Origin of the sequence: Paenarthrobacter sp. AB444, from assembly GCF_028736865.1 — a bacterium.
Taxonomy (GTDB): Bacteria; Actinomycetota; Actinomycetes; order Actinomycetales; family Micrococcaceae; genus Arthrobacter; species Arthrobacter nicotinovorans_B.
In genome coordinates this window covers 299,974-312,946 of record NZ_JAQZBY010000001.1, presented here as the reverse complement: position 1 = coordinate 312,946, position 12,973 = coordinate 299,974, and the positions used below count along the sequence as shown (strand labels likewise).

The window sequence follows — 12,973 nt, the reverse complement described above, 5'->3', positions numbered from 1 at the left end:
GGTGTCAAATGGATCACATCCTTCATTGCCCAAGGCTTCACTAAGCTGGTGCATGCTGGCGGTAAAGAGTTAGGGGTATTGGACTGTGGTGAAAGAACCGGGAGCAGGGGCTTCGCCCCTCTTGGTCCTGCATAAGGTGGCGGAGATCCTGGACTGTTTCTCCGTAGATGAGCCGGAGCCGACGCTGCAGCAGATCATCCGCAAGACCGGGCTGCCGTCGAGCACCTGCCAGCGATTGGTCCAGAACATGCTCCGTGAGGGGTTCCTGGACCGCGACGGCGACCGGTACCGGATCGGCATAGGTCTGGTCCGCTGGGCTACTCCCGGAACTTTTGGGCTCGACGTCGTTCGGCTGGTTAAGCCGGTTTTGCAGCAGTTACGTGACGAAACCGGTGAAAGCGCCTGCCTGTACGTCCGCGACGGTGCATTCCGGACCGTCGTCGCAGTGGCCGAGACACGCCATGTTGTGATGCGTCCCTTCATGGTAGGGATGGTCATGCCTCTGCACGCCGGCGCCCCCGGCAAGATCTTCCTGGCGTTCGACCCCGGGGCCTGGGATGCCTTGGACGAGCAGGCGCTTGAGGGCTTCACTCCGGATACCCCGGTGTCCGTTCAGCAGCTGAAAGAGCAGGCGGAGGTGGCGCGCCGGCAGGGATTCTACGCAGCCTTTGGGGAACGCAACCAGGATGTCGGCTCCATCAGTGCGCCGGTCTTCGACCATGCCGGCCGTCTCGCATGTGCCGTGGGTCTGGGGTTCCCCACTCAGCGGATTGGCCCCGCTGATGTTCAGCGGTTGGGGCCGGTTGTAGCCCAGGCGGGGCGCGAAGCCAGTTATGCCCTTGGCTACCAAGGCCGGGGGGACCTGCAGGAGACGTCTTAGACCCTCAGGGTGTGGCCGTGGTCACTGCCGGCATGCAATAGCTTTAGAGGGCCCGCTGCCGCGTTCGACGCCGGTTGAGCGTATCGGAAACTGCGACGCCAATAAGGGGAAGAACAGCGCCCGCAGCGGCAACGAAGGCGGGAACCAGAAAGCTCAGACTTGCCAGCACCGTCAAGGCTGTAATCCCGGCAAGATCAGGTGGTAGGCGCAGGCCCAGCACTTTTCGAATAAAAAAGCCCCGGCCGGCAAGGAAGAGGGCGGGTCCACCGAACAGGAGCAGGACCGTGGACAGATCGGGACGGGCGACAGGATCGCTGATTACCAGCTGGTCACCAACCGCCACCAGGATCAGGCCCGCCAGTAAGATGAGCAAGGTGTTGCCTGCCAGGATACCGGGCCGGAACTGGTCATTTACCGAAGCAAGCTTTTCCTGGATGTCCTGTTCGAGGCCATGGAAGTAGCACCACCATATCGCGACGCTTCCAATCAGACTTATGGTCCCGGTCAGAAAAATCATTGGATCCGTCAAGTTGCCCGCGATGGCCAGGCCGGTTGAAAGGATTGTTTCCCCGAGCGCGATCAGGTAGAACAACCCGAACCGTTCAAAAATTCGCTCTCCCGGGAGCGGTACCTGGCTTCCTTCGGTCTTTCGGCCTGGCAACCGGTGCGCCAGCATATGTCCGCTCAGATCGATCGCTGCAGCGACGCCCCAGAACATTAGACGTGGTCCGTGATCGAAGAAAACGCCTGCAATCCAGAACGGCGTACTCATGCACCCCCAGATGAGCATGCGCACGAAGTGGTCGTGGGTGGTCCTGTCGAGTCCTACGCTAAGCATCCACGCACCGCGGCCCAGCTGAACCAACAGATAGCTGGCTGCAAAGAGCCAACCGAAGGCGCCAAATGCTGAGCCGATTGATGCGTTCATGAACAGGGTGACCAGCATGACGATCAGCAGCATCCACTGCACCTCACGCCGCGAAGTGTCCAGCAGTGTTGCCGACCAAGTGGTGTATACCCATACCTTGTAGACCGCTAAAAGCAGCACGAATGTCTCCCCGGCACCCAGCCAGGAAAGATGTTCCAGCAAATGATGGGACAGCTGTGACAGGGCGAAGACGAAGACCAGATCGAAGAACAGCTCCACGCGGGTAACCTGGTCTTCGGAGGTCGCTGAGCGCATCAGCGACGTGGCACGGACCATCAGTATCCTCCACTGGGCCAGGAACCAACGGATGCTGCCTCCTGTTGACGACAACAGTGGCGACGGTCCGTCACAAAGTCAAGGGAAGCCTGTCGAGGATGTCGAAGCACCTGGTTCGTTGGCGTGGCAGCCCGTGCCCTATCGTGTTCTTGCCACAGGGGAGTAGGTTGGAGTCACACGGCGTGTTGGCCATGATTTGGCATGGAAAACGCCGGACGCGGTGCATCCCACCACTGGAGCTGGACCTTTTGACGGGAGCTACTATGCGCGAGATATTTCTTCCATCCGGTGAGACTGTTCCGGCGCTCGGAATCGGAACGTGGGGCATGGGTGAGCAACCCGGCAACGCCGCTCGCGAAACAGCGGCGATCCATACGGCCTTGGACCTGGGGATGTCCGTAGTTGATACGGCCGAGATGTACGGCAACGGCGCCGCCGAGGAACTCGTCGGAAAAGCGCTGGCCTCACGGCGGAACGAAGCGTTCCTGGTCACCAAAGTCCTGCCGCATCACGCCACTTTGCGCGGAACCATCGCTGCTTGCGAAGGTAGCCTGCGCCGCCTTGGAACAGACAGCATCGATCTCTACTTATTGCATTGGCGGGGCAGCGTGCCCTTGGCCGAAACACTCGAAGCCTTCAAACACCTGCAGCAGGCCGGAAAGATACGGCATTGGGGCGTCAGCAACTTCGATGTGGCGGACCTGCAAGAACTTCAGCCCTTACCGGGCGCTGAGGGAGTCGCGGCCGACCAAGTGCTCTACAACCTGACCCGCCGGGGCATCGAATTCGACCTGTTGCCCCAATGTGTCAGCAGCGGCATCCCGGTGATGGCGTATTCGCCGCTTGAACAAGGTCGGATGCTTAAAGATCCTTTGCTGCTCCGCATCGCGGCCGAACACGGCACCAGCCCCGCGCAGATCGCCCTGGCATGGGTGCTCAGGCAGCCGCTGGTTATCGCCATTCCCAAGGCTTCAAGTCCGCAACACGTCCACGAAGTCCACCGCTCCCTCAGCATCGAGCTCACACCACACGATCTGGCTGACCTGGATAGTGCTTATCCTCCGCCTACCCGCAAAGCCATGCTCGAGATGATCTAGGCGACCACCTCGTGCAGCCTGCCACTTCAGGCACCGGCGTCCATTCACAAAGCAGCGGCGTCAGCGCCGCGCAGCTTTCCTCGCAGCATTTTTCAGGGCTTTGCGGGACACCGGCTTAAGGGCTTTACGGGCGGCCTCTTCGGCGATGGCACGGTGGCGGCGGGCGTCGATGACGTCATTCCAAAGGGTCGTGGCAAATGCTGCGCCGTCCTCGGCGTAGACGGGATAGGGATAGCCGGAGAAAGCTGCCGGCGGCGTCCCTGCAGGGAGGTCGGCACCGGATGCGCGCGCCGCGGCGTCGGCGATGGCCCAGGTCTCCGTTAGGTGGGGAGTGAGGTTCTCCTGCACAAAGACATTGGCGTCCGGAGACTGGGCAGCCCGTTCAAGCAGGGAGTCAAGCCGCTCCGTCAGCAGGTCTGCGACCGCATTCTGGAGAGGGGTACCTTCAGCCGTTGAGGCTTTGAGTCGGGTCTCCTGCTCCGCGACGGCCTCCTCCCAGTCGCTGGTCTGGCGGAAGGTCTGCCACGTGGGAAACCACACAATCGCCCCTGTTGCATGGTTGTGGATGTGCCGAAGGCCGCTGTTCTTCTCCGTGGCTGCATGGTCATGGCCTGCGGTGTCAGCGTCGGCCATCAGTTCGGACAAGCTTTTCGCCGGTGACGGGTTCATGGTGATGATTGGGTGCTTTCCTGTAGGGCGGGCTTGCTTTCGTTCATCAGCACAACCCGTGGCGGGCGGTGACTATTCCGCTCGCGCAACCGGTCTTCAGTCGTCGGAAGCGTCGCGGTCACGGAGTCCACCTTTGTCGTCGTTGAGGTCGTGGGTGGCGCCGTCGTCGGTGACGCCCGGTGCACGGAGTCCGCCCTTGTCGTCTACCTGAACCGGAGGCAATGTCACCGGTTCGGCCGGGATGATGTGGGTCGCCGGGGCCTGCCCGGGCGCCGCCGTCATGCTCGCTGTAGATTCGGGGACGGCAGAGGGCGAATTCCCGGGTTCGGGTTCAACCGCGGCGGGCTTCGTACTGGAGTTGGCGTTGGGGATCACGACGCCGGGGGAGACGGCGGGAGGCGGCCCGGCATTTGCTTGAATCCAGACGGACAGGCTCGCAGTGCCGAGAACGGCGGCGAGTGGGAGGTACCAGATCTTTGACATCGGTCTTCCTTTCGTTTGCTGGTGCTACCACTCTTCCTTGCCGCTGTGAAAGGGGAATGAAACTTCCATGAGGGACCTCTCATCCATTGTCCAGGGTGGTGCTTCTGGACTCGTCAGGCCCTGTTGTGCCGGCAGGGACGGGAGTGAACCGGTAGCCGGCTCCGCGGACTGACTGGAAGTGCTCCGGACCAAGCTTGGCACGGAGATAGCCGACGTAGACGTCCACCACGTTTGAGGCCCCGTCAAAGTCGTAGCCCCAGACCCGGCTAAGCAGCTGTTCACGGCTCAGCAGCTTGCCTGCGTTGTCCACGAACACGCGTGCCATGGCGAACTCACGGGCGGAAAGTTGGACCGAGCGGCCACGGACGATGGCGCTGCGCAGGTCCACGTCCAGGCTGAGGTCGCCGCTTGCAGGAGCCGTGTCTTCCTGCACTGCAGGGTTGTCCCGCAACCTGAGTCGGATGCGCGAGAGCAGCTCCTCAAAACGGAAGGGCTTGCTCATATAGTCATCCGCGCCGCCGTCGAGCGCCGCGAGCGTGTCCGGAAGTGAGTCCCGTGCCGTCAGGACGATAACGGGTACAGAGCAGTTCATGGCACGCAAGGCGGAGAGCACCTTGAATCCGTCCATACGGGGCATCCCGATGTCCAAGATCAGCAGGTCGAATTCACCGGAACTGCCGTAGTCAAGCGCCCGAATGCCGTCAGCTACCGAGGTGGTGGTGTGGCCGGCCGCAGTAAGACCTTTGGCAATGAAGCCGGCGATCCGTGGCTCGTCGTCCGCGATCAGGATGCGGGCCACGATGTACCCGCCGGCAAGGACAGGACGAACCTGCTTCCCACGTTGACACGTGACGAAAGCCTGACCGAACCTCCGTGCGCCTCGGCGATTGCCTTAACAATGGGCAATCCCAGACCGGATCCATCGGAGCTCCGGGACATCCCGGCGCGTGCAAACCGGTCGAAAATCCGTTCCTGGTCCATGGCGCTGATGCCGCAACCGGTGTCGGCTACCCAGATTTCGATGGTGGGCTCGTGATGCTTGTCGCCGAAAGCGCCGGCCTCTGTGGCGACCCATGCTGCGCCGATGGAGATGATGTCGCCTGGTTCGGTGGATTGAACGGCGTTGGCCGCGAGTTGTTCAATGGCCTGGGTGAGGCGGCTGCGGTCTGCCTGGAACCAGCCTCCCGGCAGTTGTTCAATCTGCCAATGCCGGTCTCCCAGGACGCGGACCCGTTCCATGGCAGCTTCAAGAAATGAATCGGCGTCAACCCAGTCCGGACGGATAAAATCGGGCCGTCCACTACGGGCAAGGACGAGGAGTTCGTTGACCAGGGACTGCATCCGGTCTACCTCCTCCAGAAGCAGAACCCTGGTTTCCGCGACGTCGGCGGCGTCTGAGGGCTGGAGGAGCTGAAGGTGGCCGCCGATGATGGTCAGGGGCGTTCGAAGTTCGTGGCTGGCGTCGTCCACGAACTGGCGCTGGTCCTCAATACCCGCCTCAAGGCGGTCCAGCATGCGGTTGAAGTCGATGGCCAGCTGGGACACGTCGTCGTCGCCGGGCGGCACTGAAACGCGGCTGCTCACGTCCTCGAAGGTGGTAGTTTCCGTTGCTTGGCGCAGCCGCCGGATGGGAACAAAGAGGCGGCCCGTTACCGCGTATCCAACGCCACCTGCCAGCAGCAAGATGCCTACGGATACAGCGGCGAAGGTTCCGAAGGACGCCACCATTTGGTCCCGTTGCAGCCCGATCTCGTTGCCTGCCACCAAAACACCCTCGGTGGAGTTTCCGACCAGCGAAACGGGGGTGACGGCCAGTCGGAGCGTGCGGCCGTCCACGTTGACGTCCCGCAAGACAGTGGAGTCCTTCAGGGGCATGGCGAGGACGGTTTCGAGGACGTAGGGGTGGCCCAGTGTGCGGGCCTGTGCTCCGGCGGGCAGGAAGGTGTTCCCTCCGGCAGTGGTGGCCATCACGGATTCGTAACGTCCAAGCGTGCCGCCTCCGAGGAATACTGTGAAGACGTCATCCAGGGAAGCATAGGGCCGGCCATCCTGACTGCCTTGGTTCGCGATGTCCTGGAGGCGTGAAGACTGGTGGAGTAGGTCCTCGGTGACCCGGCTGTTGAGCTCCCGAAGGTCCAGTGTCAGTGTGGTGGTTCCGGCAACGAACAGTCCTACCGCCATGAAGGCCAGGACGGTGGCTAGAACCCGGACCCGGACGGTCTGCATCGCTGCCCGGAGGGTCCGCGACTTTGCCCGTGCTACCAGCCAGCCTGCCGTGGCCGCACCCCGAAAGGAGATCTGAGAACCTGACCGTGTTCCCTCGGCGGGAGCAATGGCGGGGTTTGTGCGCGATTCCATGGGGCGCTCCGATCGACTTCAGGCTGGTTTCGGCGGCCCGGGTGGTGCTTGCCCTGCCGTTCTGCGCTGTTTCAGCCAACGTACTGGCACGGGCTTGGGAAATCCTTTGGCACCGTCAAGACTGAATCCAAAGAAACCGCGCAGGCTTTTTCCAACATTCCCCCAGCTTCATCAAGGCAGTGCGGCCTGGGGATAGAGATCCGGCGTATTCAGGGGCAGGCAGAGGAGCTCAATCCTCAGATAGAGTCACTACCGGCCGCTACGCCGACGGCCAACCTCCTGCGGTTCCTTCGGGCGTCCCGACTGTTGTTGGCCAGACTGCGACAGGCCGGCCAATGTCACATGAATGATGGTTCCGGCGCCTGGGGAGGATCTGATGTCGAGGGTGCCGCCGGCGTGCCCGATGGTATCGCTGAGAATCCTCAGACCGTAGTGACCTTCATTGCTCTCCATGTCCGGGTCAAAGCCGTGGCCGTTGTCGGCAACTTCGATTTGGGTGACTCGATCGGATTGAGTGATTCGGATATGTACGGACGTCGCAGCAGAATGCTTCGTCGCGTTTACCAACGCTTCCCGGACCACCCGGTACATCAGGGCGGCCCTGTCCCGGTCTGCGATCAATTGTTCGGGAAATTCCATGGTGAGGGCTATGCCCTTGGCCAACAGTGGAGCGGCGAGCTGTGTGAGGGCCGCTTTGAGGCCCAAACGGTCCAAGTTGGGAGGATACAGTTCGTGGGTCATCGCCCGCAGGGTCCGTACAGTCTCTTGAAGCATCAACCGGGCGTTGCTGAAGACGGGCCTCAGGTCCGGCGGTCCCTGCCGCTCTTCGGATTCCAGGGCGTAGGCCAATCCCGAGAGGTCTTGGATGACGTCGTCGTGAAGTTCGCTCGCGATCTGTCTGCGTTCCTGGTCTGAGGCTTCGATGGCGTATTGCATGAGGGCGTGCTTTGAGGCCTGATGTCCTTGTATTCTTCGAACAAGTCGGACCGCAGGAAACAGTTGGGCAAGTTGAAGTGCCGCCAGCGAAAGGATTATCGGCGGGATCATGCTCATCAGTACCGCGTGTTGCTCCCGGCGGACGTTCTCACCCGGGGAGTAGGTTTCAAAAATCATCGCTGCCCCGCTGACCGAACGTGACCGGGCGTACACTTCCACCAGTTCCCCTGCACCCGATTCGTAGAGGTTTTCCTGCTCGGTTTGCTTTTCCAAGGTTGCAGTTGCCGGTCCACCCTCCAGGAGTTTGCGGGCCCAGTCTTCCTGCTCGAACCGCTGTCCAATCAATGACTCCATGTCCGAATAGACCACAGTGCCGTGTTCGTCCCATACTTTGATTCTGGTGAGCGTCCCCGTGGTTACCCATGGTGCCAACTGCTTATCGAGCAGGTCCAATGCGTTGTGATCCCGGGCCAGGAGTTCAGGTGTGATGAGGGGACCTACAACGTTGTCGGCCAGGCGCTGCGTCATGTCGCGGGCGTTGGCAAGTGCGTGCTGTTCTGCCTCGGCGCGGATCCAGAAGATAACGGGAGTTGCAACCAGAATGAGAGCCACGAACCCTGCAGTGAGGAAGCGCGCTACCGCTGTCTGGACTTCCCTGCGCGCAACAGTGCTCGGTTCTGGTGTGTATGGTGGCCGATCCACGCTGCAGCTTCCCGGTTAGTGTCCCGGGCGCCCGGATGGCGCCGGGCTGTTGCCCAGTCCGGCCACCAATGACGGGTGGACAATCATGTTGCCCGTCCGCGCATGCCTCAGGGTATCCAGCATCACGCCGAGGGATCCGTCCTTGGGAAGGAAGGCACAGATTCCCATGCCCGCCGCTTCGCGCAGTGCTTCCTGTGACGGGTTGCCCGTAAGCATGACGATCCGAGTATCAGGATCAAGGGCAAGAATGCGTTCAGCTGCAGTCAGCCCTGAACCGTCAGTGAGGTAGAGATCCATGAGCACCACATCAGGCCGCGTCTCTTGATACATCGTCACCGCCGCGGCAGCGGATCTGGCGGCCCCTACGCTCCGTAGGTCAGGTTCCCTGTCCAGCGCGCCGGCCAGAAGGTCGGAGAAGGTCGTGTGGTCATCGACGATGAGTATCCGCAGGCGTTCGGTGCCGGGCCGGGCAGATTGCTGTTTGCCAGCAGCCTCGGAGCCATGCGGATTCGGCCCTGGTGAGACGTGTCCGGCGGCCGTACGTGCCAGTAGCCTGGCTTGAGCCTCTGCCAGTGCCTTGCTCGGCGTGCAGCCCAGTTCGCTGGCCATGACTTTGCGGCAGCGGTCAAAGGCCGTCAGGGCCGCGACCGCATCGCCATTGCGTTCGAGCCCGAGGATCAGGGTGGTCCAGGCCCGTTCATTAAGTGGATCCAGCCTCGTGACCGACTCGCTCATGGCTATGGCCTGGCCCAGTTCCCCTTGGGCGAGGGCAAGCTCGGAAGCCTTCACTTTGGCGGCTGCGACGCGCGTCGCGTGCAGTGCCCGTTCCTCCTCGGCCCAAGCAGGCAGGAGTTCGTCGCCGAGTAAGGGTGCCGACGCGATCTCGAGAGCCTCCGTGAGCAGGGCCAGGGCCCGTACTGGTGGAGCTTTGCCGGCCTGCTTGGTCAGGGTTCCAAAGCGGTCCAAGTCCAGGTCCACCATGGTTGTGTCGATGGCGTACCCGCCGGTGACAGTGCGTATGGGTCCGGACCTTCCAGTACCGGGCTGGAGGTGACGGCGCAAGACACTGACGTAGCTTTCGAGCGTAGGCAGGGCGACAGCTGGCTGGTTGCCTTCCCACAGCAGATCCATTAGCCGGGCTTTCGAGACTGCAATACCGAAATTAAGCAGAAGAATTTCCAGGACCTGCCGGGGTTTCGGTCCGCCGAGGTCGTTGGCGCTCAGTTCAGTATCGCCGCGATGGACCGCCAATGGGCCGAACATTCTTATGTGAAGCTTGGGACCGCGGCCTGCAGGCGTCGTTTCTGGTGCCGAGGGGACCAGCAGGTTGGCCAGGTTGAGAGTGCTCACTAGGTGTTCCATCGGGTAGTTGCAACGCGTCCATTCCATTCAATCCACCGGCGGAGGCCCGAACAACAGTGGTGGCTACTTGCTTTGAATCGCGCGGCTACGTGGTTCGGGAGGTCAAGTACTCGGTTTCACTTCCGGCCACTACCCGACCAATAGTACTGGCTGCCATCCACGGCTTCCGTCCCGCGATTCCGCACCGCGCACGTACAAGGGCCAGGCATCCTCCTTTCCCAACGAAGGATGCCGGGCCCTTGCCGGGTGCGGCGCTGCTACTTGTTCACAACGGTGATGGGACCAGCTGTACCCCCGAGCGTGGACTCGACCCAGATGGTGCCGGGGTTGGTCGCCGGTGCGTTCCCGTCCCGCAGCCGAAGAGTGAAGACGCCCCCGGTCTCAGGCGCCACTGCGGCGGTAACTGGCGCCGTGCCGATCACAGTGCCCCCGGGTCCGCCAACACGGATGCTGATTGTCCCACCCACGGCGCTGCTGGTACCAGTGACCCGGAAGTCGCGGCTCTTCCACTGCGCTTGGCCCGCGGTAACCCGGTCCGGGACAGGAGTTACGCTGACGACGTCGGTCTTCGCGCCACCGCCCGCGGTGACTGTCAGTTCGAACGTGAGTGGCTTGTTGGTCATGGGGTACTTGTAGACAGGAAGGCTGAACGTGGGCTGCAGCGTGGTGCTGCCAGCCAATGTGACCGCATCCGGGTCCGTAGGGCTGGCCAGGACCTGCCGCCATTGGTAGGTGGCACCAGCGGTGGTTGAGCCTGTACCGTCAAGCGTCACGGTGGTCGCCGTCGTGCCTCTGTTGACGTTTTGGTCGGGTCCGGCGTTGGCCACTGTTTCACCCTGGACAGTGACCGGATCGCTCATGGGGGATTCGGGGCCGTCTCCGTTGATGTTGGTCGCCCTTACCGTGAAGCGGTATTGGGTGTCTCCGGCGAGTCCCTCGTAAACGAGGCTGGTCACGTCCCCTGCCACCTTCTGCCCGGTCCCAAAGGCAACGCCCTCCTCGGTGAAGGCCTGGACTGTGTAGCCCGAAATGGTCAACCCTTCGGCTCCAGGGTTGGGTGCCGACCATGACACCGTGGCGTTGCCCTTGCCCGCCACGGGCGCTCCGGTGAAGGCCGGGGCATCCGGAACGGGGTCGTTGGTGATGATGAATTCGACGCTGCCCTTGTCCGAGACGTTACCCGAAGGATCGATGGCAGCGAAGGTGAATTTGCCGGAGTCAGTTACAGGAACCGGGTCTTTGTAAAGGGTGGCTCCCTCAGCGGCTACGCCGCCGCTGCCGATGGGGTCGCTCCCATCCACCGTGTAAAAGATGTCGCAGCCCTGTTCGTTCGCGGTCAGCGTTAATTTCTGGGCCGTCGAGAACGTGCCCCCACCAGGCGATGCCGTCACAGTTGGCTGTGTCGTATCTGTTTCAGCGATGAACGGAACGGCGGGGAATGTTTCACCGGCGGCGCTTACCGACACTACGTAGACATCGTAATCCTCCCCTGAAGGGAGGCCTTTAATGGTGGTGCTGGAGGCCCTGGGATCGCTGATCCTTACCCCCGCCTCGCTTTGTTCATGGCCGGTGACGGTGCGGCCGACGGCGGTGACACGGTACCCGGTGATGGCGGGAGTTCCGGGTATTGCTTGAGCCGGGGTCCAGTTGACCTTCACGTCGCCGTTGACCTTGGCTACTTTGACGTCGGTGGGTCCTACGGGACCTGACTGCAGCGGGCCGTTGGGACATCCGCCCATTCCCGGGCCGCCCAACTCCCCGAATTCGGCGATTGTGAGGCCTTGCCGGTTGGCGTCAGCATCTTCGACTTCCCACGCCATGGCGCGCTCCCCGGATGCCGCCGCGGCGATTCCGGCGGTGGCCGCGTCATTGAATTCGTAGGTAGCCGTGAATGTTCCGTCGTTGCCGAAGACAAGGCTTGAGCTGTAGCCGTCTGCTGCGGTGAGCTCACCGGGAACCGCACGGATATCGCGGCGGCCAACACTGGTGTCCTTGAGTGCGGGTTCGACGATCCGTTGCTCCATTTGGGCGGGGTTGACGCCGGCGCCGGCGTGGCCCCTGACAGTCAGCGTGGTGCCGGACAGAGACGAATGTTCGGTGACGTAGGCGTCTTGGACGGTGGTAGCCCCCGCATCGGCGCCATTGAACTTGATGGAGACGACGTCGCCGGGTTGTATGTCCGGGGTGACATTCAGGCCGGTGCCGGCGCCCCAGCAGTACCCACCGGGGTGGTTGATTTCGAAGGCCACGTCCCCTGCGGTGACAACGCCCTGGGCGGACCCGATAACCCCTGCTCCTTTCCGGGTCACTTCCACCAGAGCGGTCTGCCCCACACGGTCCTGGTAGCCCTCGATGGTGATGAAGTCCCGGTCGGGAAAAACCACCAGGTTGTCCGGGAAAGTGGGTACCGCCGCGCTGGCGGAGGGAATAGCCATCAGGGACGTGGCGCAAAGGACTGCGGAGACGCCGGCGATGGTACCGGCCCTCCCGTACCCGACGCGTAACCGCGGCCCTCCCGGCTCGTGCAGTTTTGAATTCATGACAACCTCACTGGTCCTGGGTATTTGAGCGCGTTGTTCACGCGTGACCTGACACTAGGAAGGCGACCTTGCGGAAAGGCTGTCCTGCTGGGAATTGTCAGGAAAGCCATTCCAAGTCGGTGCCGGCAGAATGGTCAGTCCGCCAGGACCCCAAGGGTTTCCCTAGAAATGGCGGCGACACTGGGCGCCATGGCATGGATTGCAACCACCAGGCGCATCAGGGTCCTTGTTCCGCTCGTCCTGCTGATGCTCGTAGGGGTGCTGTTAACGGTCATCGTGACGGCGGCACCCAGGAAACCCCCGGCAATGCTGGGTGCCTCCGGAAGCCTTGAGGGCGGGCTGGGACGCATCAATGGCGTCATTCCCCTTGAAGTCGACGACTGGAGGCCCCCAACAGACACGGCGGCGCTCGCCGGCCCGCCGGCCCAGGAAATGCATCGCGTCCGCATCCTCGTGGAGTTCACCGCCATGGAGAAAGATGGCATCACCTTTGACCCATCCCTGTACTCCGTCTCGGCCCTGGGCAGCGGCACCTGGCAACCTGTCTGGGCAGCGCCCGGGCCTGCTCTCGTCAAGCAAGGCGAAAGCATCGACGCCACGCTGGTCTTCGAGCTTCCGGACCGTGCAGTGGACTTGTTCCTCGAGGTGCCTGGCAGCGCGGGACTTTCCCTTGGGGCCGGGCATCACCGGCCCAAGTGACCACATCGGTCCGCGTCGGGGCATCCAAGGTTTTCCCAAGAAG

General features: G+C 62.4%; 11 protein-coding genes. 3 read left to right on the top strand and 8 right to left on the bottom strand.

The window, feature by feature from the left end:
• Window positions 1-88 precede the first annotated feature (88 nt).
• Window positions 89-880 carry an IclR family transcriptional regulator gene (locus PQ627_RS01420; protein ID WP_274258038.1) on the top strand — a complete coding sequence of 264 codons (792 nt, stop codon included), beginning with the start codon at window positions 89-91 and terminating at the stop codon, window positions 878-880.
• Between the two features lie 43 nt (window positions 881-923).
• On the opposite strand, the gene PQ627_RS01415 is transcribed toward PQ627_RS01420, so the two are convergent.
• Window positions 924-2,084 (bottom strand): low temperature requirement protein A, encoded by a 1,161-nt coding sequence (locus PQ627_RS01415; protein ID WP_274258037.1) that lies wholly within the window; start codon window positions 2,082-2,084, stop codon window positions 924-926.
• 263 nt (window positions 2,085-2,347) lie between these two features.
• Between PQ627_RS01415 and PQ627_RS01410 the strand changes: the two genes are divergently transcribed.
• The gene (locus PQ627_RS01410) at window positions 2,348-3,181 is read left to right on the top strand and encodes an aldo/keto reductase (protein ID WP_274258036.1); all 834 of its coding nucleotides are present in this window, start codon (window positions 2,348-2,350) and stop codon (window positions 3,179-3,181) included.
• A 60-nt stretch (window positions 3,182-3,241) separates the two neighbouring features.
• Here PQ627_RS01410 and PQ627_RS01405 read toward each other — a convergent pair whose 3' ends face one another.
• The 7 genes from PQ627_RS01405 to PQ627_RS01375 all read right to left on the bottom strand — a co-directional run bounded on the left by PQ627_RS01405 (window position 3,242) and on the right by PQ627_RS01375 (window position 12,231).
• Window positions 3,242-3,850 carry a hypothetical protein gene (locus PQ627_RS01405; RefSeq protein WP_274258035.1) on the bottom strand — a complete coding sequence of 203 codons (609 nt, stop codon included), beginning with the start codon at window positions 3,848-3,850 and terminating at the stop codon, window positions 3,242-3,244.
• Window positions 3,851-3,946: 96 nt separating this feature from the next.
• Window positions 3,947-4,333 (bottom strand): hypothetical protein, encoded by a 387-nt coding sequence (locus PQ627_RS01400; RefSeq protein WP_274258034.1) that lies wholly within the window; start codon window positions 4,331-4,333, stop codon window positions 3,947-3,949.
• A 79-nt stretch (window positions 4,334-4,412) separates the two neighbouring features.
• Window positions 4,413-5,132, bottom strand: coding sequence for a response regulator transcription factor (locus PQ627_RS01395; protein WP_274258033.1), 720 nt, complete (start codon window positions 5,130-5,132; stop codon window positions 4,413-4,415).
• Window positions 5,117-6,691: a sensor histidine kinase gene (locus PQ627_RS01390; protein ID WP_274258032.1), complete on the bottom strand. Its 1,575-nt coding sequence runs from the start codon at window positions 6,689-6,691 to the stop codon at window positions 5,117-5,119. Before PQ627_RS01390 ends, PQ627_RS01395 begins: the two co-directional genes overlap by 16 nt.
• Before the next feature lie 249 nt (window positions 6,692-6,940).
• On the bottom strand, window positions 6,941-8,239 hold the full coding sequence (locus PQ627_RS01385) for a sensor histidine kinase (protein WP_274258031.1): 1,299 nt from the start codon (window positions 8,237-8,239) through the stop codon (window positions 6,941-6,943).
• A gap of 105 nt (window positions 8,240-8,344) precedes the next feature.
• The gene (locus PQ627_RS01380; protein WP_274258030.1) at window positions 8,345-9,679 is read right to left on the bottom strand and encodes a response regulator; all 1,335 of its coding nucleotides are present in this window, start codon (window positions 9,677-9,679) and stop codon (window positions 8,345-8,347) included.
• A gap of 269 nt (window positions 9,680-9,948) precedes the next feature.
• The gene (locus tag PQ627_RS01375; protein WP_274258029.1) at window positions 9,949-12,231 is read right to left on the bottom strand and encodes a fibronectin type III domain-containing protein; all 2,283 of its coding nucleotides are present in this window, start codon (window positions 12,229-12,231) and stop codon (window positions 9,949-9,951) included.
• Window positions 12,232-12,420: 189 nt separating this feature from the next.
• Between PQ627_RS01375 and PQ627_RS01370 the strand changes: the two genes are divergently transcribed.
• The gene (locus tag PQ627_RS01370) at window positions 12,421-12,930 is read left to right on the top strand and encodes a hypothetical protein (RefSeq protein ID WP_274258028.1); all 510 of its coding nucleotides are present in this window, start codon (window positions 12,421-12,423) and stop codon (window positions 12,928-12,930) included.
• Window positions 12,931-12,973: the final 43 nt, after the last annotated feature.

What these genes read in the sequence shown, in the direction of transcription:
- PQ627_RS01400 (WP_274258034.1), bottom strand. Translation starts at nt 4,333, where the DNA reads ATGTCAAAGATCTGGTACCTCCCACTCGCCGCCGTTCTCGGCACTGCG.
- PQ627_RS01415 (WP_274258037.1), bottom strand. Translation starts at nt 2,084, where the DNA reads ATGGTCCGTGCCACGTCGCTGATGCGCTCAGCGACCTCCGAAGACCAG.
- PQ627_RS01375 (WP_274258029.1), bottom strand. Translation starts at nt 12,231, where the DNA reads ATGAATTCAAAACTGCACGAGCCGGGAGGGCCGCGGTTACGCGTCGGG.
- PQ627_RS01410 (WP_274258036.1), top strand. Translation starts at nt 2,348, where the DNA reads ATGCGCGAGATATTTCTTCCATCCGGTGAGACTGTTCCGGCGCTCGGA.
- PQ627_RS01405 (WP_274258035.1), bottom strand. Translation starts at nt 3,850, where the DNA reads ATGAACCCGTCACCGGCGAAAAGCTTGTCCGAACTGATGGCCGACGCT.
- PQ627_RS01370 (WP_274258028.1), top strand. Translation starts at nt 12,421, where the DNA reads ATGGCATGGATTGCAACCACCAGGCGCATCAGGGTCCTTGTTCCGCTC.
- PQ627_RS01390 (WP_274258032.1), bottom strand. Translation starts at nt 6,691, where the DNA reads ATGGAATCGCGCACAAACCCCGCCATTGCTCCCGCCGAGGGAACACGG.